Annotated in this window: 22 protein-coding genes; 10 read left to right on the top strand and 12 right to left on the bottom strand. The window is 36.5% G+C overall.

All coding sequences use genetic code 11. From position 1 onward, the window contains the following. Positions 1–10: 10 nt before the first annotated feature. The 3 genes from aqpZ to AABK36_RS12060 all read right to left on the bottom strand — a co-directional run bounded on the left by aqpZ (position 11) and on the right by AABK36_RS12060 (position 3,603). Positions 11–754, bottom strand: a complete 744-nt coding sequence (gene aqpZ / locus AABK36_RS12070; RefSeq protein WP_309938723.1) for an aquaporin Z — start codon at positions 752–754, stop codon at positions 11–13. Positions 755–1,094: 340 nt separating this feature from the next. Further along, positions 1,095–2,399: a tyrosine--tRNA ligase gene (gene tyrS / locus AABK36_RS12065; RefSeq protein ID WP_309938724.1), complete on the bottom strand. Its 1,305-nt coding sequence runs from the start codon at positions 2,397–2,399 to the stop codon at positions 1,095–1,097. Positions 2,400–2,553: 154 nt separating this feature from the next. After that, positions 2,554–3,603 carry a M42 family metallopeptidase gene (locus AABK36_RS12060; RefSeq protein ID WP_309938726.1) on the bottom strand — a complete coding sequence of 350 codons (1,050 nt, stop codon included), beginning with the start codon at positions 3,601–3,603 and terminating at the stop codon, positions 2,554–2,556. A gap of 384 nt (positions 3,604–3,987) precedes the next feature. On the opposite strand from AABK36_RS12060, the gene AABK36_RS12055 reads away from it, so the two are divergent. Both AABK36_RS12055 and AABK36_RS12050 read left to right on the top strand, forming a co-directional pair. Further along, the gene (locus AABK36_RS12055; RefSeq protein WP_309938728.1) at positions 3,988–5,706 is read left to right on the top strand and encodes a toxin-antitoxin system YwqK family antitoxin; all 1,719 of its coding nucleotides are present in this window, start codon (positions 3,988–3,990) and stop codon (positions 5,704–5,706) included. Between the two features lie 75 nt (positions 5,707–5,781). Continuing rightward, entirely contained in the window at positions 5,782–6,297 is a 516-nt protein-coding gene (locus tag AABK36_RS12050) for a DoxX family protein (protein ID WP_309938729.1), read from the top strand. A 46-nt stretch (positions 6,298–6,343) separates the two neighbouring features. On the opposite strand, the gene AABK36_RS12045 is transcribed toward AABK36_RS12050, so the two are convergent. Next, entirely contained in the window at positions 6,344–7,180 is an 837-nt protein-coding gene (locus tag AABK36_RS12045; RefSeq protein ID WP_309938731.1) for an MBL fold metallo-hydrolase, read from the bottom strand. 40 nt (positions 7,181–7,220) lie between these two features. Next, positions 7,221–8,180, bottom strand: coding sequence for an acetyl-CoA carboxylase carboxyltransferase subunit alpha (locus tag AABK36_RS12040; RefSeq protein ID WP_309938733.1), 960 nt, complete (start codon positions 8,178–8,180; stop codon positions 7,221–7,223). Between the two features lie 196 nt (positions 8,181–8,376). Here AABK36_RS12040 and trxA point away from each other — a divergent pair, with 196 nt between their 5' ends. Next, entirely contained in the window at positions 8,377–8,676 is a 300-nt protein-coding gene (gene trxA, locus AABK36_RS12035; RefSeq protein ID WP_309938735.1) for a thioredoxin, read from the top strand. 46 nt (positions 8,677–8,722) lie between these two features. Then, on the top strand, positions 8,723–9,667 hold the full coding sequence (locus tag AABK36_RS12030) for an ABC transporter ATP-binding protein (RefSeq protein WP_309938736.1): 945 nt from the start codon (positions 8,723–8,725) through the stop codon (positions 9,665–9,667). On the opposite strand, the gene AABK36_RS12025 is transcribed toward AABK36_RS12030, so the two are convergent. The 6 genes from AABK36_RS12025 to AABK36_RS12000 form a co-directional block, all read right to left on the bottom strand. Continuing rightward, complete coding sequence (locus AABK36_RS12025; RefSeq protein WP_309938739.1) at positions 9,664–11,232, bottom strand: toxin-antitoxin system YwqK family antitoxin; 1,569 nt, start codon at positions 11,230–11,232, stop codon at positions 9,664–9,666. The two genes, AABK36_RS12030 and AABK36_RS12025, sit on opposite strands and share 4 nt — an antisense overlap. 102 nt (positions 11,233–11,334) lie before the next feature. Then, positions 11,335–12,453 (bottom strand): hybrid sensor histidine kinase/response regulator, encoded by a 1,119-nt coding sequence (locus AABK36_RS12020; RefSeq protein ID WP_309938740.1) that lies wholly within the window; start codon positions 12,451–12,453, stop codon positions 11,335–11,337. A 51-nt stretch (positions 12,454–12,504) separates the two neighbouring features. Continuing rightward, on the bottom strand, positions 12,505–15,069 hold the full coding sequence (locus AABK36_RS12015; RefSeq protein WP_309938743.1) for a PAS domain-containing sensor histidine kinase: 2,565 nt from the start codon (positions 15,067–15,069) through the stop codon (positions 12,505–12,507). Between the two features lie 148 nt (positions 15,070–15,217). Further along, on the bottom strand, positions 15,218–16,639 hold the full coding sequence (locus AABK36_RS12010; RefSeq protein WP_309938744.1) for an FGGY family carbohydrate kinase: 1,422 nt from the start codon (positions 16,637–16,639) through the stop codon (positions 15,218–15,220). A 111-nt stretch (positions 16,640–16,750) separates the two neighbouring features. Beyond that, positions 16,751–17,188, bottom strand: a complete 438-nt coding sequence (locus AABK36_RS12005; protein WP_309938745.1) for a YybH family protein — start codon at positions 17,186–17,188, stop codon at positions 16,751–16,753. Position 17,189: 1 nt separating this feature from the next. Further along, positions 17,190–17,600: a hypothetical protein gene (locus tag AABK36_RS12000; protein ID WP_309938746.1), complete on the bottom strand. Its 411-nt coding sequence runs from the start codon at positions 17,598–17,600 to the stop codon at positions 17,190–17,192. A gap of 148 nt (positions 17,601–17,748) precedes the next feature. Here AABK36_RS12000 and AABK36_RS11995 point away from each other — a divergent pair, with 148 nt between their 5' ends. From AABK36_RS11995 to AABK36_RS11970, 6 genes are read left to right on the top strand one after another with little or no spacing between them, the layout of a single operon-like run. Then, the gene (locus AABK36_RS11995; RefSeq protein WP_338390274.1) at positions 17,749–18,633 is read left to right on the top strand and encodes a MerR family transcriptional regulator; all 885 of its coding nucleotides are present in this window, start codon (positions 17,749–17,751) and stop codon (positions 18,631–18,633) included. 59 nt (positions 18,634–18,692) lie between these two features. After that, positions 18,693–20,180 (top strand): phytoene desaturase family protein, encoded by a 1,488-nt coding sequence (locus AABK36_RS11990; RefSeq protein WP_309938750.1) that lies wholly within the window; start codon positions 18,693–18,695, stop codon positions 20,178–20,180. After that, positions 20,161–21,003 carry a phytoene/squalene synthase family protein gene (locus AABK36_RS11985; RefSeq protein WP_309938751.1) on the top strand — a complete coding sequence of 281 codons (843 nt, stop codon included), beginning with the start codon at positions 20,161–20,163 and terminating at the stop codon, positions 21,001–21,003. The genes AABK36_RS11990 and AABK36_RS11985 overlap by 20 nt, the downstream gene beginning before the upstream one ends. Then, positions 21,000–21,464 (top strand): hypothetical protein, encoded by a 465-nt coding sequence (locus tag AABK36_RS11980; protein WP_309938752.1) that lies wholly within the window; start codon positions 21,000–21,002, stop codon positions 21,462–21,464. The genes AABK36_RS11985 and AABK36_RS11980 overlap by 4 nt, the downstream gene beginning before the upstream one ends. After that, positions 21,461–21,910 carry a sterol desaturase family protein gene (locus AABK36_RS11975; protein WP_309938754.1) on the top strand — a complete coding sequence of 150 codons (450 nt, stop codon included), beginning with the start codon at positions 21,461–21,463 and terminating at the stop codon, positions 21,908–21,910. Before AABK36_RS11980 ends, AABK36_RS11975 begins: the two co-directional genes overlap by 4 nt. Continuing rightward, the gene (locus tag AABK36_RS11970; RefSeq protein WP_309938756.1) at positions 21,907–22,650 is read left to right on the top strand and encodes a lycopene cyclase domain-containing protein; all 744 of its coding nucleotides are present in this window, start codon (positions 21,907–21,909) and stop codon (positions 22,648–22,650) included. Before AABK36_RS11975 ends, AABK36_RS11970 begins: the two co-directional genes overlap by 4 nt. On the opposite strand, the gene AABK36_RS11965 is transcribed toward AABK36_RS11970, so the two are convergent. Continuing rightward, positions 22,640–24,496 carry a pyruvate kinase gene (locus AABK36_RS11965; RefSeq protein WP_309938758.1) on the bottom strand — a complete coding sequence of 619 codons (1,857 nt, stop codon included), beginning with the start codon at positions 24,494–24,496 and terminating at the stop codon, positions 22,640–22,642. The genes AABK36_RS11970 and AABK36_RS11965 overlap by 11 nt on opposite strands. Between the last annotated feature and the right edge of the window lie 9 nt (positions 24,497–24,505).

Below are 24,505 nucleotides of genomic sequence, written 5' to 3'. Positions count from 1 at the left end.
GAATGTTTGTTTATTCGCTTGCTAGTTTAATTTCAATTGGTTGAGATTCCTTTAATTTGTTTAATTTTGGCCTGATGATTTTATAAGCCATTCCTGCCATTACTGCTCCCGCTATCGGCGCTAGCAAAAAGACCCAAAGTTGTTGAATTGCCCAGTCTCCTACAAATATAGCTTGGCTAATGCTTCTCGCAGGATTTACTGAAGTGTTGGTTACTGGAATGCTTATCATATGTATGAGCATGAGACTTAATCCAATAGATATGCCTGCGAACCCTTTTGGCGCTAGTTCATCTGTTGCGCCCAGAATAATAAGAATAAACATAAAAGTCATGATAAACTCTGTGATCAAGGCTGTTGGCAATGAATATCCTCCCGGGGAGTGTTGTCCGAATCCATTAGCTGCAAAGCCTTGATTGATGTCAAATCCTTCTTTCCCATTTGCGATAATATATAAGACGATTGCTCCGCATATGGCTCCCAATATCTGAGTTAGTATATATGGTAGCAATTCTTTTTTGTTGAATTTGCCATTGATTGCTAAACCGATAGTCACGGCCGGATTGAAGTGCGCACCCGAGATATGCCCAAATGCATAAATCATGGTTAAAATAGTCAGGCCGAAAGCTAAAGAGACTCCAATCGTGCCTATTCCTGTATCAGGAGATGTGCTGGCAAGCACAGCGCTTCCGCATCCAGCCAACACCAGCCAGAATGTTCCAATGAACTCAGCGCTTAGTTTATTAATTGTCTTCATTGTTCTAAAAATATGGTTTGATAAAAAAATATGTTCATGCGCAAATCACGTGAATTATTGTGAAATCATCTTGAGGGGAATGTTAACAATTTAGTATGAGTTTCCTGTAAATGTGATTATTAGTAAAGACAAAGTTGCTTTGAGATTAACTCACTGTTTTCTGTGAAATTTGGATAGATACTAAAATGAGCTCTAAGAGTGGTTTCTAGGAGATTTTTGAGAGTTCACATGGGTAGGAAATAAAAAAGAGCCACTCGATAAAGAATCAAGTGGCTCAGTAAATATTTTACAATATAGATAGAAATCAATATGTTGGTTTCTTTATATTTCCTCTTTGCGATTAAGATATTTTAATCAAGAAGTAGTTTTTCTTTCCTTTTTGAAGAAGAATATATTTTTCTTGCAATTTGCCAATAGTATCAACAGTTTGCTCGGCATCTTCTAGTTTTGACTTGTTGATGCTAATTCCTCCCCCTTTGACAAGCTTTCTGGCTTCTCCCTTGGATTTGATGAATTCACCGTCCAATGCCACAGAAATAAGGTCAAGGATACTTGGAATCTCATTGAATTCAGCTTCGGTGATTTCTTTTTGAGGGACACCGTCAAATACAGCTAAGAGAGTTTTCTCATTCAAAGAAGCCAAGTCTTCAGTAGTGGATTTGCCAAACAAGATCTGAGAAGCTTTCTGGGCCATTTCCAAGTCTTCAGCAGAGTGCACCATAGTGGTGATCTCTTCGGCTAACTTCTTTTGCAATGCTCTTTGATGAGGAGCTTCATTATGCTGATTTAATAAACTTTCAATTTTTTCTTTGCTTAAGAAAGTGAAAATTTTGATGTACTTGGCTGCGTCTTCATCAGAAGTATTAAGCCAGAATTGGTAAAACTCGTAAGGAGATGTTTTTTCCGGATCAAGCCAAATATTTCCTTTTTCTGTTTTACCAAACTTTCTGCCGTCGGCTTTAGTGATCAAAGGGCAAGTCAAAGCGAATGCATCTCCCTGAGATTTTCTTCTGATAAGCTCAGTCCCGGTTACGATATTGCCCCACTGATCAGAACCACCCATCTGAAGCTTGACGTTTTTCGTATGATTCAAATGATAGAAGTCGTACCCTTGAAGAAGCTGGTAAGTGAATTCTGTGAAAGACATGCCGACTTTTGACTCTTGTGACAATCTTTTTTTCACAGATTCTTTGGCCATCATGTAGTTTACAGTGATATGTTTTCCAACTTCCCTTGCAAAGTCCAAGAAGCTGAATTCCTTCATCCAGTCATAGTTGTTAACCAGTTCCGCCGAATTTTCCTCTTGGCTGTCAAAGTCCAAGAACTTGCTAAGTTGTTTCTTGATGCCATCTTGATTCTTTTGGAGAGTTTCTTCATTGAGAAGATTTCTTTCTTCAGATTTTCCCGATGGGTCGCCAATCATACCTGTAGCTCCGCCAATCAAAGCATATGGTTTATGGCCTGAAAGCTGAAAATGCTTCAGCATCATCACGCTTACTAAGTGGCCTATGTGCAAAGAGTCAGCAGTAGGGTCGATTCCTACATAAGCTCCTGTTATTTCTTTATTAAGTTGTTCTTCCGTGCCGGGCATAGCATCATGCAGCATGCCTCTCCATCTCAGTTCTTCAACAAAATTCTTTTTCATATCTAGGGAACTCAATGATAAGTTATATTTTCATAATTAAAATGCAAAGCGATAAGATTTCCAGAGTATGCTATAAGCAAGCAAGTGAAGAATTCTTATCATTTTGCTAGACAAATATAACAATCCTAATCGAGATATTTTACTATGATTGTTATTAATGACTCCAGTCGTTTTTGTCGATATTAATTATCGCCGATTCGAGTAATTTGATGCAATTGTCAATATCCTCGCAGTGAGACATTTCAATAACTTGATGGATGTGTCTTGTTGGAATAGATATGGCTCCTGCAATTGCGCCATTTTTACCTGTTCTTTGCAATGCAGCTGTGTCAGTGCCTCCGGCTTTTAAAATTTCAGGCTGCCACTTTATTTCTTTTTCTTCAGCGATTTTTTTAAGAAAATCCACCATGCGATAATCACAAATTGTTGAAGCGTCCATGATTTTGATAGCAGCTCCATCGCCTAGTGATGTAACTTTTTCGTGTGCTTGAGCTCCAGGAAGATCGAAGGCAATTGTGGTGTCCAATGCTATGCCAAAGTCAGGGTTGACTCTATGGGCCGCTACAGTAGCACCTCTAAGCCCAACTTCTTCTTGCACTGTGAAAACTCCGTAGAAATCATATGGAATCTCTTTGTCTTTTAATTCCTGCAATGTTTTTAAAAGCACATACACAGCAACTCTGTTGTCCAGAGATTTGCCATTTACACAATCTCCTAATTTAATCAAATCCCTTTCTCTAGTGATAGAGTCTCCGATTTGAATATATTTATCCACTTCTTCTTTAGGCAAGCCCAAGTCGATGAAGTAAGATTCAAGTTTGGGCGCTTGGCCTCTTTCTTCTTGGCTCATTACATGGATTGGTTTTGAGCCCATTACGCCGATTAAGTCTTTTTCTTTGCCATGCACTATGACACGTTGAGCGGTAAGCGTTTTAGGGTCAAAGCCTCCCAGCGTATGAAATCTGATGAATCCATTTTCATCGATATGTGTAACGATGAAACCAATCTCATCCATATGTGCTGCGGACATGACAACTTTGTCGCTGGATTTCCCTTTTTTTAGTATATAAACATTGCCAATATTGTCAGTGCTGACTTCGTCAGCGATATCTTTTACCTCGTTAATGATGAAGTCTCTGATTTTTTTTTCAAAACCAGGAGCGCCCGGTTGTTTGCAAATTGATGATAAAAGCTCTATATCCATTTTAGTTGTATTTAAATATTTTAAGGTATGATATTAATCCATTGAAAATCATACCTTTCTGTATTCCGGTTTAGAACAGAAAGCGGTTCCTAGTTGGAAATTACTCAATGCTTTTTACCTTTTCAAAATATAGTTTAATATTCTGTGAATAGTTGCATGTATTATTTTGTCAGTTGAATTTAGTGTATTTTCAAAAAACTCCTTCATATAGTTTCCAGATAAGAAAAAATTAGTTTATTTTACTATTATATACTCTTAGCGACCGCATCATAATTTTAACCAAGCCTACTTTATTAAATTTTGATTAAGATTTTTAATACCTTTTTTGCCTTATTTATATTCTTCAGTGCTTTTTGTCAAGACAAAAAAGACAATCTGAGGGAGGTGAATAAGTATTTTTCCAATCAATCAATAAAAGAAACTTTTTATGTTAATTCTGATGGAAAGTTGGAAGGCTTGTATGTGTCTTATTTTCCAAATGGAAAAGTTAAAGAGAAGGGCTTTTATTCAAATAATTTGCCGGATAGTCTTTGGCAATATTTCTCTTCAAATGGCAAAATAACAAAAAAGGGATACTTTGTTGGAAATCAAATGACAGGACACTGGCAATTTTACTATGAAAATGGAGAATTGAAGTCTGAAGGAGGGTATGAAAATGGCATCAAGTCGCATGTTTGGACATATTACTATGAAAGTGGCACTCCTAAGTCGTCAGGGGAGTATGTAGAGGATCTTAAAGTAGGGCGATGGGTGTTTTATTATGAAAGTGGCACATCCAAGCAAGAAATTGATTATTCCACTTCTCCTATGAGGTATACCGAATTCGACGAGCAAGGCAACCTTGTAGCTGAAGGAGAACTTGACAGTCAAAGAGAAAAAGTAGGGCAGTGGTATTACTATTATGAGGACCGGAGCTTGAAGGGACAAGGCGTTTATTATGACGGGAAGAAGCTAAATGAATGGCTTTTCTTTGATAGGGAAGGGTATTTGTCCGCGAGAGCTGTTTATAATGAAAAAGGGGACGCGTCTTGGAAATACTATTCCAGAGAAGGCAATACTGTGATGGAGGGCAAGACCATTAACGAGTTGAGACAGGGACAGTGGAAACTTTATGCCAATGACGGCAAGATCAAAGGACTTTGCGAGTATAATAGAGGAACAGGTCATTACAAGGAATTTTATCCATCGGGAGAATTGAAGGCGGAAGGCACAATTCGCAATGAAGCGTATGAAGGCAAGTGGACATATTACAACCTTGATGGAAGTGTCGAAGGAATAGCGGTGTTCCAGTCTGGAAATGGAAAGTATACAGGATTCTATGATGATTCCACAGTAAGCATGGAGGGAGAGTTGTTGAATGATCAAAAAATTGGGCAATGGAAACTGTATAAGAGAAATGGCCAAATGTCTGGGTTTTATGAGCCTTTGGAGATGGAAATGATCATTCAAAAGGTGAAGAATTCAGGCAAATCTCCTGCTTATATTTATAAGAAGAAGACTAAAGTGAGATATTTTAAGGCTCAAAAGAATGAAACGGAGCATTTGATAGTTTCTTTTTCCCCAATTTCTCAAAGCTTGGATAATTTAAGCTTGGATTTGGAGTTCCATTTTAGAGAGAGAATGGGCTATGAGCTGTTTTTAGGCTATCGAAAGAGCCCTTTGTATAGCGATTTCTCAAAAATGGACACTACGGATGTTTTTGAAACAGGAGTTTTAATGGGGATAAATCAGAAGTTTTATCACAGACATACAGTCTTTGGGATGCCTTATTTCGGGCATGGAATTAATTATAGAAATATTACCACCGCTAGCTGGACGGATGTAAGGAAAAGTGAAAAGTTCGAACAAAGAAGAAATATTTTGAATTACTCAATGTTTGTTGGACTTCGTTGGGTTCAAGATTCGCATTTCTTTCTAAGCTCATTGTCGAATTCCAAAAGAGGCTTGACATTAGATGTTAATGTCGGTTTGAATGTTGGTTGTGTTTGGAGAAAGCCTATGGGAGAATATTCCGACCAAATGCTTCAAAATAGTTTGGACGAGTCAGGCACACAATCGAATTTTGATCCTTTTTTCAAACTCAGCGTAGGTTATCATTTTTAAGTAATCCATAATATTTTGGAACCATCAGTTTGGTTTATGGTTCTAATTTATGTTAACGGTAAAAAATGAGATATTATGGAGAAAAAGAGCCATATGAGTTCGGTAGTTCGAATTGGTCTGGGGTTGATATTCTTAATTCCCGGCTTTTTCAAATTGATTCATCCAGAAGCATTTCTGGAATATTTGAGAACTAGTCCAGTTCCAATTCCATTTGGAGATACAATGTTTTATCCTATAACTGTTTTGGAGGTCTTGGGCGCCTTGATTTTGATATTTCCCTTGCAAATAAATAAACCTCTGAGGCCAATTTTTTATTTGATGTTTATTGGAGTGTTAACTGTAGCATTGATATCTGTTGTTATCCCGGATGCGCTGAATAGTTTTCCTGATCAGATTGAAATGGCAACAATATTTTTACAACAGCACCCTGAGAGGCAGGGAGTGAATATAGATATTTTTCCTTCTAAAATTGGACTCATCAATATTCTATTTCACATATTCGCGATTGCTCTGCTGGTGACTTTAATAATTGAAGAAAAAGCGAGCTTGATTGGATTGCTCAAAAAAAAAATAGCAACTGAAACTCCGTAATTGAATTTATAAAAAATGAGGCTGTCATATATTATGACAGCCTTTTTTATATAAAATCTTTTATTTTTCCAGCATCGTTCATCTTGTATTTCCCATTTTCGATTCTCAATGTACAGCACTCACTGTAAGGGTCATGGCCTAATATGAAGATGCACTCTTCAATTAAAGCAGTTTCAAACCATTTTTTCTTTTCCTCAATAGTCAATAAAGGGTTGATATCATATGACATGACATATGGCATCGGTATGTGAGATGTTGTTGGAAGAAGATCCGCGGCAAAAATCAATTTGTGGCCATTGCAATTTATTAATGGCAATATTTGACTTTCAGTATGTCCATTGACGGTGATGATTTCAAAAGGCAAATCATGTCCTTCCTCTACGAATTTCAAGGAGTCAAGCGTGGAAATAGGAGATATATTCTCTTTCAAGAAACTTCCTTTTTCTTTGTCATTTGGGTTTAAAGCCCATTCCAGATGTTTTTTGCTAAGCCAATATGTAGCATTAGGAAAAGTTGGGATTAACGAATCGTTTTCATCTCTTTTAATAGCGCCTCCGCAATGATCAAAGTGCAAATGAGTGTGAAATACATCAGTTATGTCATTAGGGGTCAGTCCGTTATTCCAAAGACCTTTTTCTAACCCTAAGCTATTTTTGTCCCAATTATAGTGTCCAAAAAATTTTTCATTTTGCTTATTTCCCAGCCCAGTGTCAATAATGATATTTCTATCATCTGTTTGTATCAATAAGCAATTGGCAGCTAATTCAATTCGATTGTCGATATCTGAAGGGCACGCTTTGCCCCAGATGCTTTTTGGAACAATCCCGAACATTGATCCACCGTCGAGTCTAAAATGTCCGGCGTTGATTATATTTAATTTCATTATAAATAAAAAGCCTGCTGGTGAACAGCAGGCTTGAGTTTTATTGAGTTACTTCTTCATTGACAACTCCCATGTTGTCAAATTTGTCAATTCTTTTCAGTATTCTTTCTTGAGGCTCTAAATTCGATAGCGATTCAACCTCTTCTATGATCACGTCTTTGAGCTTGTTGCACATTGCATGAATGTCTTTGTGGGCTCCTCCAAGCGGCTCTTCGATGATTCTGTCAACGATACCGAAGCTTTGCATGTCTGTTGCCGTCAATTTTAAAGCTTCAGCTGCTTGCTCTTTGTAATCCCAGCTTCTCCAAAGTATGGAAGAGCATGATTCTGGTGAAATAACAGAGTACCAAGTGTTTTCAAGCATGATTATACGATCTCCAACGCCAATGCCCAAAGCTCCACCTGAAGCTCCTTCGCCTATTACAATGCAAATCACAGGAACTTTAAGAACAGCCATTTCCTTGAGGTTTCTTGCAATAGCCTCGCCTTGTCCTCTTTCTTCAGCTTCCAAGCCAGGGAATGCTCCAGGAGTGTCAATCAGCGTTACCACAGGTACATTGAACTTCTCAGCCATTTTCATAAGTCTTAGAGCTTTTCTGTAGCCCTCAGGGTTTGGCATTCCAAAGTTTCTAAGTTGGCGATCTTTAGTGTTTCGACCTTTTTGCTGGCCGATGAACATATATGTCTTACCATTTATAGTTCCAAGTCCACCAACCATTGCTTTATCATCAGCTACTTGCCTGTCTCCATGAATTTCAATGAACTCGTCGCATATAGCGTAAATATAATCCAATGAATAAGGTCTCTCAGCATGTCTTGAAAGCTGAACTCTTTGCCAGCGAGTCAAATTTCCGAAAGTTTCCTTTTTTAAATCTAGTATCTTTCCTTCTAAAATTTCTACAGTTGAGTTTACATCAACTCCATTTTCGGAAGCTAAGGCCTTCATTTCCTTGAGCTTATGCTCAAGATCGGCTATAGGTTTTTCAAATTCCAAAAGCATATGATCTATATTTGCTTTGATTCTAATCAATTTCAAACTCTAAGGTAAAAAAGAAAAAGTTAAAATCTTATAAAATCCAGCATTTGATTCTTCTAAAAATTTCAAACTCGAATTTATAAGCTGCTTGAAGTTGCATATAAATTTTTTTTTTTATTTCACTTTAATGAAATTAGCCCTCAAGAAATAATAAGATGATATGAAAGGAAACTTTAATAAGCTAGTGAACTCAAAACAACCTGTATTGATTGATTTCTACGCGGATTGGTGTGGGCCTTGCCAGACGCTTTCGCCTATAATAAAAGAAATCAGCGAAGAATATGCGGGGAAACTAAAAGTCATTAAAGTCAATGTAGATAAGAATCAAGCATTGGCGGCAAGGTTTTCAATTAGAAGCATTCCAACGTTGATGATGTACAAGTCAGGGATGCAATTGTTTAAAAAGGCAGGGTTGATGACTAAGGCTGAATTGAAAAAGGTTGTAGAGAAGCATGTTTGATTTTAATTGAAAAGGGTAGTTTATTCTTAATTGTAAGCAAATATATATGGGGGCAGAGCTTTTGAAAGTGGAGAATGTCAGCAAGCTGTATGAAGCAACTGGGGTTCAAGCTTTGAAAAATATAGAAATAACAGTTGGCAACGGAGAGTGTGTTGGCTTGGTGGGACAAAGCGGTAGCGGTAAGTCAACTTTATTGAAGATTATTGCGGGATTAGAAGATTCTACGGAAGGCAGGGTGTTGCTTAAAGGCAAACGAGTGCTCAGAGCTAGTGAAACTTTAGTGCCGGGTTGCAGAGATATAGCTGTCGTTAACCAACGACTGGATGTGGATCGTTATAAATCTGTATATGATAATATTGCCATTTTCTTAAGGAATTATACGAAAGAGTATGTTGGCAAAAAAGTGCGTGAGTTGCTGGCTTTGTGCAATCTGGACGGATATGAGGATAAATTGGCTTTGACATTGTCAGGAGGGGAGAAGCAAAGAGTGGCAATTGCCCAAGCAATAGCTAAGCGGGCGTTGATGATAGTATTTGACGAGCCATTTTCTAATCTTGACCATCATAACAGAGCAGTTCTTGAGGAGGAAATCAAACAAATAATCAAGTCTACAGGGATAGGTGCTTTGGTGATTACCCATAACCCTCAAGAGGTATATTATTTATGCGATAGAGTGTACGTATTGGAAGGCGGTCAGGTAATGCAAAGCGGAGAGCCGGAGTCGCTTTATAATTCACCTAATTGCAAGGAAGTCGCCAGAATATTTGGTGAACTAAATGAACTTGCCAATAATGAATTTTCAAGACCTGAAAATGTAGAAATAGATCTAAATGGGAAAGGATTTAAAATCATAGAGAGACGGTTTTTTGGGATTTCATATAGGTATCAAATAGAAAGCTCCAAAGGAAAAATAATAGTAGCCTATGATCAAAGAATTCTAGAGGAAGGAATAGAGATAGGTGTATCATTTAAGAAAACCATCAAGTTTTAAAACAAGCTTGATGGTTCATTCATATAAATTTCGTTTTGGCCGTAGGGTGAATAACTGGTGGTTTTAATTTCTTCATCATTACGGAATTCTTTTTCTTGGACTAGGCTGCCTATTTTGTCATAGTACTTCCATACACCTTCCTTTTTGCCATTTGACATATGGCCTTCGATAGCTATGGCTTTGTTATTATGATATTCAAGCCAAGGCCCATCCAGATATCCATCAACAAAACTTCCAATGCTGACTAAATTGCCTTTTTCGTCATAGTTGTTCAATGTGCCATCGCCATCTTTTAAGCTGCCGATTTCAAGATCTTTTCCTCTGCTGGTTAATAGCTTGTCGACTGAAAGTAGTTTGCCCTTGCTCCATTGTTCTTCTTTTTGAAGTTTGCCCGATTTGTAAAAATAGCCCCATAAACCAGTTTTTTCGCCATCTTGGTCATATTCGCCAATGCAGAGTAATTTTCCATTTGTATGAAAGTCAAACCATTGGCCTACTTTTTTGTCTTTGTCGAAATTCCCTTCTGAAGAAATCTTTCCATTTTCATGAAAATATTTCCAATTACCTTCTTGTTGATTGTCAACATAATGACCCGCGGAATATACCATTTCATTGACATAATAAGATTGCCATTTTCCGGTTTTATCACCGTTTTTGTAATGACCTATGACACTTGGCTTTTCATTGGAGAAATATTCCATGTAAAGTCCGTCTGGCTTGTTTTCCGCGTTGAAATGAATTTCTTTTTTTAGCTTATGGTTTCTCCAGTAAGATTTCCAAGTTTTAATTGGTTTGTCATTCGCATAGTATTCTACAGAGGCGGTGTCGCCGTCATAGTAGAATTCGATTTTGGGGCCATCGAGTTTTCCTATTGTGTTGTAATTTGACTCAATGGCGATTTTTCCATTGAGATGGAATTCGCGCCATATGCCTATCTTAGTATTCATATGATAGTTCCCGGATTCAAAAATTTTGTTGGTATGATAAGGGTCGTAGCTAGTGAATTGACCGTTAAGCTTGTTGTTTTTATATTGCGAAACTTGCAGAGGTTTATTCTGAGCTCCATACTCTATCACTTTTCCATTTACCTGCCCAGCGACATATTGAATTGACTGCTTTTTAAAACCATTGTTGTCGAATTGGATCCAAACCCCTTCCTTAAGGTTGTTTTTAAAAAAACCATTCCAAATAGGTTTTCCAATATCGCTATTGTAAGCGAACTCACCATTGAGAACCCCATTGACAAAGTTTGCCGATATTTTTATTTTTTTGTGTGAAGAATATTCGATGTATTTTCCATGCAATGAGTCATTGACAAATTCTACGACATGATGGAGAGTTCCTTTGCCTGGATAAAAGCTTTTCCATTTGCCGCTTTTTTTGCCGTTGACAAATTGGCCTGAGATAATTTTATTTTCATTGACTCTGTAAGTGCAAACTCCATTGTCATCTACGGTTTTTGAAAAATTGTCAAGATCATCAAAATAGTAGATTTTTAAATCTTGAGCGTTAATGTTGCTTTGTATTATAAAAAATAAGAGTGTTATTAGTAGCTTGAATTTCATATGATTCTTTCAATTTTTTGCTAGATCCCACAATATATGGAATTTCGCATAAATAGATTTCTCTTCAAAGTGAATGTTGATACTTTCATAACGAAAAGGAAGCTATAATAATTGTTGATGCATATGAGTTGCTTTTTGGAGTTTAAATATACATGAAGTCCCTTGATCCAACTGGCTGGTTACTTTAAGCTTGGTGTCATGCTGCTCTAAAAATTTATTTACGATTTGCATGCCCAGTCCAAAACCAACTTCTCCGCTGGTCCCATCTTCGCTGGTGGCGGCTTTTCCAAAATCATTGATTTGGCTTAATTTCGATTCAGTCATTCCTATGCCATAATCCTTGACAGTAACTTCTAGATAGCTCTCTTGGTCTTTGACTGTCAAATGTATCTCTGAGTCTTCTTTTGAGAATTTGATGGCATTGGCTATAAGGTTTCGAATGACAGTGTCAATCATTCTTTTGTCAAACAGAGCGAAATCGCTTTCACAGTTTTGCTTGACGATGATATTTATATTTTTGTTCTTCGCAATGTTTTTTAATAATACGACACAGCAGTTTATTGATTCAAGGATGTTGTTTTTTCTTAAATCAAAGTTTGAGTCTAAATTATCAATTCTTCCCCATTCCAGAAGGTTTTCGAGTGTTACCAAGATATTGGCGGCAGATTCTTTGCCTAGCGAAAGGAATTTTTTGGCCTTCTCAGGAGACTTCTCAAAAGTCAATTCAGCCATCTGAAAAAGCGTGTTGGTATTTCCTACCAAGCCTCTCAAGTCATGGCCAATTATTGACAGCAATTGATTTTTGAAAAAGTTGGCTTGTTCGAGAGATTCTTTAGCTTGCTTTAAATTTAGGTGGGTTTTGACTCTTGCGCGTAATTCATTTCCATTGAATGGTTTTGTGATATAGTCCACAGCACCTAAAGAGAAACCTTTTGATATATTGTCGATATCCGCTTTGGCTGTTAGGAAAATAATGGGGATTTCAGATGTCTCGGGATTTGCTTTTAGAATAGAACAAAGCTCAAAGCCGTTCATGTCCGGCATCATAATATCAAGAAGAATTAAGTCAATGCTTATTCTTTTCATCTTTTCCAATGCCATTCGACCGCTTAGCGCGTATGTTATATTATAATTGTCATCTTTGAGGATATTGGCGGCAATTTGCACATTTTGAGAGATATCATCAATGATGAGGATTTTTGGTGTACTATTGGTATTCATATTAAAAAATGTATGTTTAGTCGAAATTTAGCTCAAAATAAAAGTGTCGAGCTAAATATTCAAATGACTTTTTATTTCATTATAAATATTTTCAAATTCATTGATAATGGCTGTCGTTTTCAAAAGATCGAATTCGTTATACACTTTTTCAAGTTCTTTATGATATCGAATTAAAGCTTTGTTGTCATAAAGCTCATTAATAATTTTTAATTTATTCAGAAGTTTATTTATGTCTTCAGATAATTCCGTATCTCTAGCTTGAATCCAAGTAGGGTGCAATTCGTTACTTAAGAAATCACTGAATTGTACAGCTATCTCCGAAGGTACAGAATAAATAATGCTAGTTAGTTCTTCATCAATAAATTCTTTGTTCTTTTTATCTTCTGCAAGATTTTCAGCAATAAATGAGCCTATTTTGTCTTCATTTACCACCCTTAAGTTCATTATTTTCTTTTCATATGGGAATGTAGTGGCTAGTCTTGGTTTTATTCTTTCTGGAAGTCTATTTATTATTTCAATAGCTTTATCCAATGATTCTTTTGATGACTTGTCAATGATGATAAAGTCTCCGTTTTTAATTTGGTGCAATAGTTCATTTTCGATACCGGAGATTAATATCAGATTTGCTTCTAAAGTGCTACATTGATTGGCGACTTTGTCTTTAATGCTTTTACTTTTGGAAATAAAATATATGTTAGGCGATTCGTATTCTAATTGATGAATTTTATGAGATTGGGTAATCAAATCCATCTCCATTGCATGGTTCCATATGGATATATTTTTGAGTTTAATACTGAAAGTGGTTCCGATCCCCAATCTGCTGTTTAATTCCAATTCGCCATTCATGATATGAATTAGTCTTTTGGTAATCGCCAGTCCCAAGCCTGTGCCTTCATATTTTTTGTTATTTTGACCTGTTTGCTTGAATGCTTCGAAAATTTCTTCTTGTTGGTCTTTGGCAATGCCTATGCCTGTGTCATTGATTTTTATTACAAGATCTAGAGTATTCGCATTAATTTTTTCAATGACAATATCTAAGGATATAAAGCCCTTGTCGGTAAACTTAATAGCGTTTCCAAGCAGATTAAAAAGAATCTGTCGCAATCTTATCGCATCTATGATCAAGTATTGCGGTAGGCTTTCATCAAGATAGAGCTTGAAGTTTATGCCTTTTTGCAAGCATTTGTGCTTGAATATTTGTTGAACATCTTTAAGAAAACCGTAAAAATCAGTGACTTCGGAATTTATGTCCATCCTGCCTGCTTCGATTTTAGATAGATCTAAAATGTCATTAATGAGGGCTAGAAGAGTCGAACCGCTTTTTTTGATGGAGGATAGATATGATCTTTCGTTGTCTTCCAAGCCCTTTGAGGAAGCTAATATGTCAGTAAAGCCCAATATCGCATTCAAAGGGGTTCTGATTTCATGGCTCATGTTAGCTAAAAACTCGCTTTTGGTATTATTCGCTCTTTCAGCTTCTTCTTTAGCTTTCTTAAGCTCTAGTTGGCCTTCACGAATAGCAGTAATGTCAGTATGCGCTCCGATGAGTTTGATGGGAAACCCGGAATGTGTTCGCTCGATAACTTTGCCTCTGATCAGTATGTGCTTTAAATCTCCATCTTTGGTTTGGGCTCTGAATTCGCTCTTGTAATAATCTTTTCTGCTGCGAAGAAATTTCTTGAAATTTTCGACCAGTAGTTTTTTGTCATCAATCTCTATGATAGGCAGATTTCGCAATTCATTGTTTTTAAAATCAGCGGGGTTGTAGCCTAGCATTGTGTATATTTTCTTGCTGAGAAAAATCTTTAAAGTTCTGACATTTAATTCCCAAAATCCATCTTCCGAAGCATCCAAGACTTGCTTGTATTTTTGCTCTGCTTTCCAAAGGTTTGTAGTGTCTCTGGCACTGACTATGATTCCATTAAGCTTGTTGTTTTCAGCCTTAACAGGGTCGTATCGCAAGTCCAAGTGCATTCTTTTTTGAATGGGAAAGTTGAACCAATCTTGGCATTTGATAGTGTTTTTGCCATGGCAAGCGAACAAGCTGTCTTTAATGTTTTGTTCGTCGGCGAATTTTCCCATAATTTTGATATAGGATTTGCCTAGAATATAGTCCAGAGGGAGATTGATAGCTTTGAGAAATGTCTTGTTGGCAACGAGAAAGTTGTATTGGCTGTCCAGAAATACTATCATTTCCGAGCTATTTGACAAGATTAAATTCAAGTTGTGGAGCTTTCTTTTTGCTGCTAATTGGTCGGATGCGTCAATAGCTATGATGGAAATACATGTTTGACCATTCTCCAGAATTTTTTTGAAAGTAAGTTTGAAGCATCGTTCATCCGATACCCCGCATGAGATGATTTGGTTTCTGATAAATTTATTGCCAATGGATAAAGCGATAAGATCTTCTTTTAAGATTTTGGAACTGTCTTGAATGACATGTTCAAAGATCGAATGGCCTAGTTGGCTCCCAAAGCTTTGCGAGGCTTCGTTATTCTCATAAATAACATTGAACTGGTCATTAATGATTAAAAATGGACAGGGCAGAGAACTCCCAAAATTATCAGTTGAAGCTTGTAAATTATTGGTAGTATTGTCTTGAAAAAAATAACTCATACGCTATATCGTAAAATAAATTTTTAGATAGCGATATAAATTATAATTTCCAAGATATCAAAAAAATCATTGTGATCTTTATGTGTAATATTTTTTGGTTAAATTAACTTTTGTGGTTAATCAAATAAAAAGCTAATTAAACTAATTTCTATTTCAATATGTAACTATCGAAGTCTATCTCCTCGTCAGGCTCAATTTCCTCAAAGCTCAGCAAGTTGCTGATTTCCGTTTCTTGATTCCATTGATTATGAAGAACTAATGCCGCTCCCAATGCCGCAGTGCATTGAATATTGTTTTTGAAAAATTGAATTTCAGGCAACATGCTGGATAGTATTGTCGTGAAAATAATATTTTCGGAAAATCCTCCTGAAATGAAAATTTTATCCATTCCTTTAGCGTCAATCACTAATTTTATAGCCGCTTTTTGCATGTAAGCTAAATCGAGAATTAGTTGGAAATAGGCTTCCTTGTAATTTTCGAAATGTTCGAGCTTAGTTTCTGGCCAGTCTCTCTTTTCTAAAGGGCCTGTGTTTGGAGCGTTTTGAGGAAAAAACTTTCGTTCATCCAATTGATTTTCGACAAGCTTAGATACAATAGAAGAGTCATACTCTAAAGCGAGCAAGTCCGCTTTTGTTGTGCCGAAATGTTCGCAAATGCGATTTACTTGGTAATCGTGCTCACGTCCGATAAACACGCGAGAGGTACGAATAGGTTCGCCTCTGAAGCTTAAAGACATGAAGCAGTCTTGTTCCAAATCTTTCAAGTCAATAGGATCTTTGTCAAAAGGGTTCATCGCAAAAGACCAACAACCAGTATTCAGGCTAAGATATGTTCTTTCAGAACTCATCAAATATGGAATCAAAGCTCCCGCGCTTTTTTGAATTCCTATGCCGCATTTGATCGTTCTATTTTTGATCACTACTTTTTCAGAGGAAGTAACATTGATGATTGGCGGGAACTTGGAGTTTAATTTTTCATTGTAAATCCAATCATGGCTTCGCTCTTTGGAGTAATCCCAAATCATGGAGTGAAGGCCTAAGCTTGATAGTTCCGAAAAGTTCCTTCCAGTGAATATGCTACTGCAATATTGAGGTAGAAAAAGACTAGTGTGTATTTTTCCATATGTTTCAGGACGAAAGTGTTTAAGCCAGTATAGTTGCAAGCCAGCATTGAGCATTCCAATATCTGGAGATGATGTATCTTTCATAAAAGCGTCTTTGTCTCCCAAGCTGGAGAAAAAAGCGTCTTTTACATCTTGAGATATGGGCTTCCAGTAATTATATATGGGCGAAACAGGTTTCCCCGTTCGTGTTACATGCACTAAGGTGGAGCCATAAGCTGTGAAGTTCAAGGCTCTAATAGGACGATTTCGGTTTTTTAAGTGCGCATTAAAGGTTTTTTTCATCCATTTGACAATGGCTGTAATGTCCTCGCTGATAAAGCCGTCTTCGTCAACTATCTCTTCAAATTGTTGTGATTCTTGGTGTACTACCTCATAGCTCCTGTCGAATAGCAAGAACTTTTTGTTGGTACGTCCTATATCAAATATCGCAATAACCGATCTACTCATTTATCAACTTAGTTTGTATTAAAAAATTTAATATCGATAAACACAATGAATGTTTAACGTATTCGCATGGGCGAAATTGCACAATCTTGCGAATATATGAATTTATAATATTTAGTTTGTCATATCTGAGATTATAACCCATTTGTCATCGATTTTCTTCCATAACAATGTGTATTTGCCTCCAATGTTGCCTGTTTTTCTGACTAAATTCCAGTCGCCTATTACATAAGCGTATTCTGGCGATAATATTTTTACATCAATGTTAGAAAATGTTAAGATACCTCTAGCATCAGCATCGGGGTATTTTGACTTGTAATTCGCTAGCGTCTGGTCCCATCCGTATGTGATGTTGGATTTGCCTATAAACATCAATGAGTCGGAATTCCAATAGCCTTGCATGTATTGTTCCATATTGCCATTATTCCAAGCAGAACTTTGTTCTTGAAGTGTGGCTTTTATCGTTTTGATATTTGCTTCATTGTGGCTGTTCTTGTTTGGATTGCAGGCCGTTATCAATACAGTTCCTATAAGTATTAAAAAAAGTTTCATGTTATTTGTTTATGTGTTGTATCGCTTTATTATAGTCTTTGATGTTAAAATAACTTTCATTCCATTCAAATGGTAAAGAAAGCTTGTTCATTAGTATATCCATTCCAATGATAATCTCTTTGAAAGGAGAGTTGCCTACAATGACTAATTTCTCAATCTTTTTTAGCAAGCCATTATCTCTATGGGTATAATATTTTTTTCCTTCTTCACTATTGAAGATTAAATCTGCATTGGTATGTGGAAAAGTCAAACGATCTATTCGCAAGAATACTTTGATTGGATTATTATTTGCCATCAAGTTTTCTTTGACGATGTCTTTGATTTGGAAAATCATTTTCCACGAGAACTCTCCTGAAAGATCAAAGGCGAGTACATTTGGCGCGAATTCTTCAGATTTAATTTCTTGTATCATTGTTTATTGAAGAAAAAATTTGATGAAATAGCTACTAGTCAGCACTTGTTTCTAGTAATTCAATTTAAAAAATTATTCCAAAAGATGTTTCCATGAATGTTTTATATTTATGTTTATGTAAAAATTGATAAAGTTGAACAAAGATATAATGATTTATAATAAACTATCGATTAAAGACCTGGAAAACCTGACAGGGGTAAAAGCGCATACGATTAGGATTTGGGAAAAAAGGTATTCATTGTTGAGTCCTGAAAGGACGGATACGAACATCAGATTTTACAGCATAAGCGCATTGCAAAAAATGCTCAATGTGAAGTTGCTTCAGGAGAATGGCTGGAAGATTTCTAAAATAGCTAAATTATCGGAAGACGAAATATTAAGAGAGGTAGCTCAATGCACTCAGGTGGTCGAAGATAATTTGTCTGCATATGTTGATCGTATATTATTAAGCATGCTTTCTTATGACAAGAAAGAGTTTTTTCATGTTTATGATGAACTATCTTCGAAGCTCGATTTTAGTCAAATATATTTTGATGTGGTCGTGCCATTTTTTCATAAAGTAGGCTTAATGTGGCAGACATCTTCTATCACAGCGGCTCATGAGCATTTCATCACCAATTTGATTTTGCAAAAGATACATGTCGAAATTGATTCAATTGAAAAGGAGAGTGCTCAATCAGGCGATATATTGTTTGTTTTGTTTTTGCCCGAATACGAGATTCATCAGTTGAAATTGCTTTATCTCTATTATGTGTTGTTGAAAAAAGGGTGCAATGTGATTTATTTAGGGGAAAGCGTTCCGCTTGATGCTTTCGAATCTTTTCAAAAATTGCCCAAGCCAATTCGCTATGTGAGCAGTTTTACAACATTTCCAGTCGCCGATAACTTGGCTTCATATTTGACTGAGTTTAGCGAGAAAGTACTCGTTTCTTCTAAAGATGAATTTTTAATTATAGATGATCATCACACTGATCAGGATTTTAATGGAAAAATTAAATTTTGCCGGACAGTTGAACAAATTGTTAATTTTTAGATGAGAATTTGATTTTTATTTTTGTTTAATTTATATTGATAAAAGTTAAACAAAAATAAATGAAAGCAATTGTTATAGGTTCCGGTTTTTCTTCACTTGCATGCTCTTGTTATTTGGCTAAAGAAGGTTATGATGTAACCGTTGTGGAAAAAAACAGCGAAATAGGAGGTAGGGCAAGAGTCTTTTCCAAGGAAGGGTTTAAGTTCGATATTGGCCCTACTTGGTATTGGATGCCAGATGTTTTTGAGGATTTCTTTGGTCAGTTTGGAAAGTCTCCAGATGATTATTACGAATTGATCAGGCTAGACCCAGGGTATAAGGTTTACTTTGGAGTAAATGATTACGCGGATATTCCAGCTTCGCTTGAAGAAATTTACACCTTGTTTGAAACGGAAGAGCATGGGAGTTCGATTTTCTTGGAGAAATTCTTGAATAAAGCACAAGAAAATTATGATATCGCAGTAAAAGATTTAGTGTACAAGCCGGGAGAGTCATTGACGGAGTTGGTTACTTTTGAAACAGTTCAAAGGCTAGGCTTATTTTTTAAGTCAATCCGCACTGAAGTGCATGGCAAGATCAAGTCCGAAAGGTTGAGAAAAATATTAGAATTTCCTGTTCTTTTTTTAGGTGCCAAACCTTCCAATACCCCGGCGTTTTATAACTTCATGAATTTTGCTGATTTTGGCTTGGGAACATGGCATCCAAAAGGTGGAATGGGCGAGGTATCCAAAGGTATAGAAGCTTTGGCAGTTAGTTTAGGCGTTGAATTTGTCTTGGATTGCGAAGTGGCTCAAATTCAGCTTGATGAACAAGGCGAGTTTCAGTGCATCCATACAAACAAGGGACAGCTTACTGCTGATGTATTGATAAGTGGTGCTGATTATCACCATACAGAGTCTTTGTTGCCTATTTCTAGTAGACAGTATGATCAGAAGTACTGGAATAAGAAAACCTTTGCTCCATCGGCATTGTTGTTTTTTGTAGGTTTTGACAAGAAGTTAAGTGGGCTATCGCATCATACACTTTTTTTTGATACTGATTTTGATCAACATGCCAAGCATATTTATGATCAACCATCTTGGCCTAAAGATCCTTTGTTTTATGCGAGTTTTCCTTCGATAACAGATAGTTCGTTTGCTCCCCATGGAAAAGAGTCCGCGACTTTTTTAATTCCTCTGGCTCCGAATTTGCATGACAGTGAAGAGTTGAGGTCTGAATATTTTGATTTGATTATTTCAAGACTTGAAAAATTAACCAAGCAATCTCTTAAAGAAAATATATTGTTCTCAAAGTCTTACTGTGTGTCTGACTTTAAAAAGGACTATAATTCGTTTAAGGGCAATGCTTATGGATTAGCCAATACGCTTTTGCAAACAGCGTATTTCAGGCCTAAGATTAGGAGCTCAAAAGTTCCGAATTTATTTTTTACAGGGCAATTGACAGTGCCAGGGCCTGGTGTTCCTCCGTCATTGATTTCTGGGAAAATAGCGAGTGAATTGGTGAAAAAATATTATAAAATTTCCATCCATGAAGAAACAGTTGTTTGATAATTCCTCTTTTTTGTGCTCAAAGATTGTAACCAACACCTACAGCACTTCTTTTTCGTTGGCAGTAAAGATGCTTTCTCCAAAGATCAGGTCAGCGATATACGGCGTGTATGGTTTTGTGAGGTATGCTGATGAAATAGTTGATACTTTTCACGATTATCCCAAAGAAGAGTTGCTGAATGAATTTGAGGCTGAATATTATACAGCTATGGAAAGAGGAATAAGCACAAACCCAATCATCAATGCCTTTCAGCAAGTGGTTAAAAAGTATTCCATAGAAGATAAATTGGTAAGAGCTTTTTTGAAAAGCATGAGAATGGACTTGACAAAAAAAGAGTATCTTACTGATGAGGAGTATCGAGAATATATTTATGGTTCAGCTGACGTGGTAGGGCTTATGTGCCTTAGGATTTTTGTCAATGGAGATAATCAAAAATATGAACAGCTTAAGGATACTGCCATGAGGTTGGGTTCGGCTTTTCAAAAGGTCAACTTTCTTAGGGATCTTAAGGATGATGTAGAAACTCTTAATAGGTTTTATTTTCCCGGAGTGGATTTGATGTCATTGGACGCAAGATCCAAGAAAGCAATTATTGATGAGATTGAGTTGGACTTTGAAGTCGCTTTTCAGGGAATAAAGAAGTTGCCGGTGGAGGCTAAATTTGGAGTTTATACTGCTTTTAGGTATTACCGGGGATTGTTGTTGAAATTGAAGCGAACAAAATCGGAAGAGATAATTACGTCCAGAATTAGAATTTCGAACCCTCATAAAGTATTCTTATTGAGTAGATCATTTGTTAAATATAAGTTGAATTTAATATGATTATTTTTAGCATGATAGGCTTGATGTTTAGCATCTTGTTGCAACAAACTCCTGAAGCTAAATTGGAAAAAATCAGGGATGACTTTTATAAGCTAAATTCTTCGGAAGAGATTAAAAGTTATTTGGAGCTGGGCAAAGGGTCTAGTAATCCAGTTGTGGAGGCGTATATGGCTTCAGCTACGATGAAAATGGGCAAATATACAATGTGGCCAAATAAAAAAATCGCATATTTTAATGAGGGTAAAGATGTCATGGAGTCATTGATCAAAGAGCATCCGGACAATGTTGAAATAAGGTACTTGCGATATTTGATTCAAGCTAAAGCACCATCATTTTTAGGGTATGATAAAGACAAAACCAAAGACTGTGATTTTGTTATGAAAAATCTTAAATCTTCTAAAATTCCTAAGGCATATCAAGAAACAATGCTAAATTGCATAAAAACAATAACAAAAAAATGAGTTATATTATTTTTGCAACCGTAACTTTATTGACTTTTGCCGCTATGGAAGGGGTGACATGGTTGACGCACAAATATGTGATGCACGGATTTATGTGGTATTTTCATGAAGATCACCATCAGCCTAAATACCAAGCGCCTTTCGAAAAAAATGATTTCTTTTTTGTGATTTTTGCGATTCCCAGCATTTTATTATTCTATTTTGGAGTGAATCCAAGCATCAATTATTTGTTTTTTATTGGTTTGGGCATATTGCTGTACGGTATCGCTTATTTTTTTATACATGATATTTTGATCCATCAAAGGTTCAAATTGTTTACTAGAACTAAAAACAAGTATTTAGTAGGCCTTCGCAAGGCGCATAAAGTTCATCACAAACATATGGGCAAAGCGGATGGAGAGTGTTTTGGAATGTTGTTTGTGCCTAAGAAGTATTTTAATAGATGAGCGAGTATTTATACCTCTGTTTGGATTTAGGTTCATTAAGCATTCCTTTGTTGTACAGTATTTTTGAACGAAAGTTTCACTATGTGAAAAACTTTAAGCGCTTAACAGTCTCAATTCTCATCATGTCTATCTTGTTTTTGAGTTGGGATGCTGTATTTACCGCTCATGGGATTTGGGGATTTAACGAAACTTATCATTTGTCATTTAGGCTTTTTAGCATGCCTTTGGAAGAATATCTCTTTTTTTTCTGCATTCCTTATGCGTGTATTTTTACGCATGAGTCATTACGTTTTTATGTGAAAAAATGGGAGATGAGCAGCGCAGCTACTGTTTTTGTTAGTTCGCTTTTAATTATGATCGCTCTAGTCTTGCTTTATGATAATTTCGGGAAGTGGTATACAACCTTAAATATGGCTTTATTCATAGGTCTAATGTTGTTCGCTTATAAGTTTAAGTTTTCTTTGCTGAAAGAGTTTATGCCAAGCTATTTGATTATTTTGATTCCTTTTGTTATTGTCAATGGAATATTAACCGGTTCATTGATAAGCGAACCGGTTGTATGGTATAATGATAGTCATAATGCGGGAATAAGATTTATCACAATTCCAATTGAGGATTTTTTTTATGCTTTCAGTATGTTGTTTATGGTCTTGCTACCCTATGATTACTTTGGACAAAAAGAAAGAAGTAATATTTCATATTCCAATGCGGACATTAGCGTTGAAAGCACTATTCGGTAATGTTGAGGTTGGGTAGCATGGACGCTTTTTTGTTACGGTGTTTAGCCATCTTGCAAAGGATGCTATCCAATGTTTTAATAGCGTGTATTATGTAAGGCCCTTTGTTCAGCATTACGCATTCAGCTCTTTGGCCTAGTGAGGCGTCGCTAATTTCGGCTCTTGAAGGTCTTCCTTTTTTTGCTAAGTTTTCCAATACTTGAGTTGCCCAGATAATAGGCACGTGGGCAGCTTCGCATATTCTAAGCAATTCTTCTTGAATTTCGGCTAAGTTTTGCCATCCGCATTCTACCGCCAAATCACCTCTAGCGATCATTACACCTATTTTATCACGCTTGAATGCTGTAAGTAGAATATTTGGAAGGTTGTTAAAGCCTTTTTTCGTTTCTATTTTGTAAATAACGCCGAGCTTTTTCGGGGCATTGAGTTTTTCAAATTCCTTATAAAGATCATGGACATCGCATGCTGAGTTGACGAATGAAAAATTCACCATGTCCGCATTTTTGCAAATGAATTTTAAGTCTTGCCTGTCCTTATCAGTCAATCCTTGTATTTGCAGATTGCTGTTAGGCAGGTTAATGCCTTTATCGGCTTTTAATTTAGCGCCTTCAGGTTTGGTGTAGGTGATTTTGACGAATAATTTATCTTTTCGAATTTCAATGATTTTTCCTTCTATTTCTCCGTCGTCAAAAATGATTTTTTCGCCTGCTTTTGTGTCCGTGTATAAGTTTTCGACTTGACAACTGACCATGGCATTGCTGATCAATTCTTTTTTATTATTGAAGATGGCATTTTTTCCTTTTTCATCCGTGTTGCTAATGATGATGACATCACCAGTGTTGACCATTATAAAACCTTCAATAAAAGCTATGTTTTTGAAAAAACCGCTCGCAATAATTTCTTTATTTCTCTTGATGTTGTATCTAGTGGTGTCGGAAACATATGAAGTCTTTGCGCAAGAAAGCACAGCATATTTATCATTGAGGTCTTCAACGGTTAGTGAACGAGCTTTGTTTCTTGTGTCTCTAAAGCTGACAATGTCTTTAAGCTTGATTTTCTCGAAATCGTTGGCAGAAATAAATAATGTGATTTCCGATGATTTAACGATTTCATGCTCATCGTTGGCTTCGAATGGTTTTATGATCACACGTGTAGGGTGGGATGTTTGGCCGTATGCGTTTTTAGAAGTTGGAATCTTTTGGACTCTTGGCCCTTGCTCAATGTCGCCTGTCCTTAATTTGGGGCCGCCTAGATCCATGCTGATTTTACAAGGTTTGTTTAGCTTTTCGCTGGCTGAGCGAACGTTTGAAATCATTTTTGACCAAACCTCTTCGTTGTCATGAGCGCAATTGATTCTTGCGATGTCCATGCCGGACTTGAGCATTTTTTTTACTAGTGAACTGTCAAATGAACTTTCCAATGGCAAAGTCACCATGATTCTTGTTTGGCGATCAGAGTTGTCCAAAGGGCCAAGCAAGTCGTCTGTATGCGCATTTAATATTTGTTTTTCATTGATAAAAGCTTCTATTCCAGTTTGGATCGCTTCATGCGGAAGCTCGTTGATTTTAATTAAATTGGTTTTGACCGCATTGATGCTTTCTCGAATATGCATCTCGGCCTTGCCTAGCCTTGATATTCCAAGGTGCCCCAAGTGCGTTTGAAGTTCTCGGATATCATTTTTACGCAGAGCAATATAATGCAGTAGATTTCTTGCGGAATTTTGATAGTTGACACTGCTTCCTTCAATTCTAATAGAGAATTTTTGCTCGTAAATTTCTCCTTGTGATTTTAAACTATCAATCAATTCAATTAATTCCTCTATAGTATTTGGGGTGCTTTTGGAGTCCATATATAAGAA

The organism is Aureibacter tunicatorum (assembly GCF_036492635.1).
GTDB lineage: Bacteria > Bacteroidota > Bacteroidia > Cytophagales > Cyclobacteriaceae > Aureibacter > Aureibacter tunicatorum.
This window is presented reverse-complemented; position numbering and strand designations above follow the sequence as displayed.

What these genes read in the sequence shown, in the direction of transcription:
- AABK36_RS12040 (WP_309938733.1), bottom strand. Translation starts at nt 8,180, where the DNA reads ATGCTTTTGGAATTTGAAAAACCTATAGCCGATCTTGAGCATAAGCTC.
- AABK36_RS11980 (WP_309938752.1), top strand. Translation starts at nt 21,000, where the DNA reads ATGATTATTTTTAGCATGATAGGCTTGATGTTTAGCATCTTGTTGCAA.
- AABK36_RS12060 (WP_309938726.1), bottom strand. Translation starts at nt 3,603, where the DNA reads ATGGATATAGAGCTTTTATCATCAATTTGCAAACAACCGGGCGCTCCT.
- AABK36_RS12015 (WP_309938743.1), bottom strand. Translation starts at nt 15,069, where the DNA reads ATGAGTTATTTTTTTCAAGACAATACTACCAATAATTTACAAGCTTCA.
- aqpZ (WP_309938723.1), bottom strand. Translation starts at nt 754, where the DNA reads ATGAAGACAATTAATAAACTAAGCGCTGAGTTCATTGGAACATTCTGG.
- AABK36_RS12010 (WP_309938744.1), bottom strand. Translation starts at nt 16,639, where the DNA reads ATGAGTAGATCGGTTATTGCGATATTTGATATAGGACGTACCAACAAA.
- AABK36_RS12025 (WP_309938739.1), bottom strand. Translation starts at nt 11,232, where the DNA reads ATGAAATTCAAGCTACTAATAACACTCTTATTTTTTATAATACAAAGC.
- AABK36_RS11965 (WP_309938758.1), bottom strand. Translation starts at nt 24,496, where the DNA reads ATGGACTCCAAAAGCACCCCAAATACTATAGAGGAATTAATTGAATTG.
- AABK36_RS12000 (WP_309938746.1), bottom strand. Translation starts at nt 17,600, where the DNA reads ATGATACAAGAAATTAAATCTGAAGAATTCGCGCCAAATGTACTCGCC.
- trxA (WP_309938735.1), top strand. Translation starts at nt 8,377, where the DNA reads ATGAAAGGAAACTTTAATAAGCTAGTGAACTCAAAACAACCTGTATTG.
- tyrS (WP_309938724.1), bottom strand. Translation starts at nt 2,399, where the DNA reads ATGAAAAAGAATTTTGTTGAAGAACTGAGATGGAGAGGCATGCTGCAT.
- AABK36_RS12005 (WP_309938745.1), bottom strand. Translation starts at nt 17,188, where the DNA reads ATGAAACTTTTTTTAATACTTATAGGAACTGTATTGATAACGGCCTGC.
- AABK36_RS11970 (WP_309938756.1), top strand. Translation starts at nt 21,907, where the DNA reads ATGAGCGAGTATTTATACCTCTGTTTGGATTTAGGTTCATTAAGCATT.
- AABK36_RS12050 (WP_309938729.1), top strand. Translation starts at nt 5,782, where the DNA reads ATGGAGAAAAAGAGCCATATGAGTTCGGTAGTTCGAATTGGTCTGGGG.
- AABK36_RS11975 (WP_309938754.1), top strand. Translation starts at nt 21,461, where the DNA reads ATGAGTTATATTATTTTTGCAACCGTAACTTTATTGACTTTTGCCGCT.
- AABK36_RS11990 (WP_309938750.1), top strand. Translation starts at nt 18,693, where the DNA reads ATGAAAGCAATTGTTATAGGTTCCGGTTTTTCTTCACTTGCATGCTCT.
- AABK36_RS12045 (WP_309938731.1), bottom strand. Translation starts at nt 7,180, where the DNA reads ATGAAATTAAATATAATCAACGCCGGACATTTTAGACTCGACGGTGGA.
- AABK36_RS12020 (WP_309938740.1), bottom strand. Translation starts at nt 12,453, where the DNA reads ATGAATACCAATAGTACACCAAAAATCCTCATCATTGATGATATCTCT.
- AABK36_RS12030 (WP_309938736.1), top strand. Translation starts at nt 8,723, where the DNA reads ATGGGGGCAGAGCTTTTGAAAGTGGAGAATGTCAGCAAGCTGTATGAA.
- AABK36_RS11995 (WP_338390274.1), top strand. Translation starts at nt 17,749, where the DNA reads ATGATTTATAATAAACTATCGATTAAAGACCTGGAAAACCTGACAGGG.
- AABK36_RS11985 (WP_309938751.1), top strand. Translation starts at nt 20,161, where the DNA reads ATGAAGAAACAGTTGTTTGATAATTCCTCTTTTTTGTGCTCAAAGATT.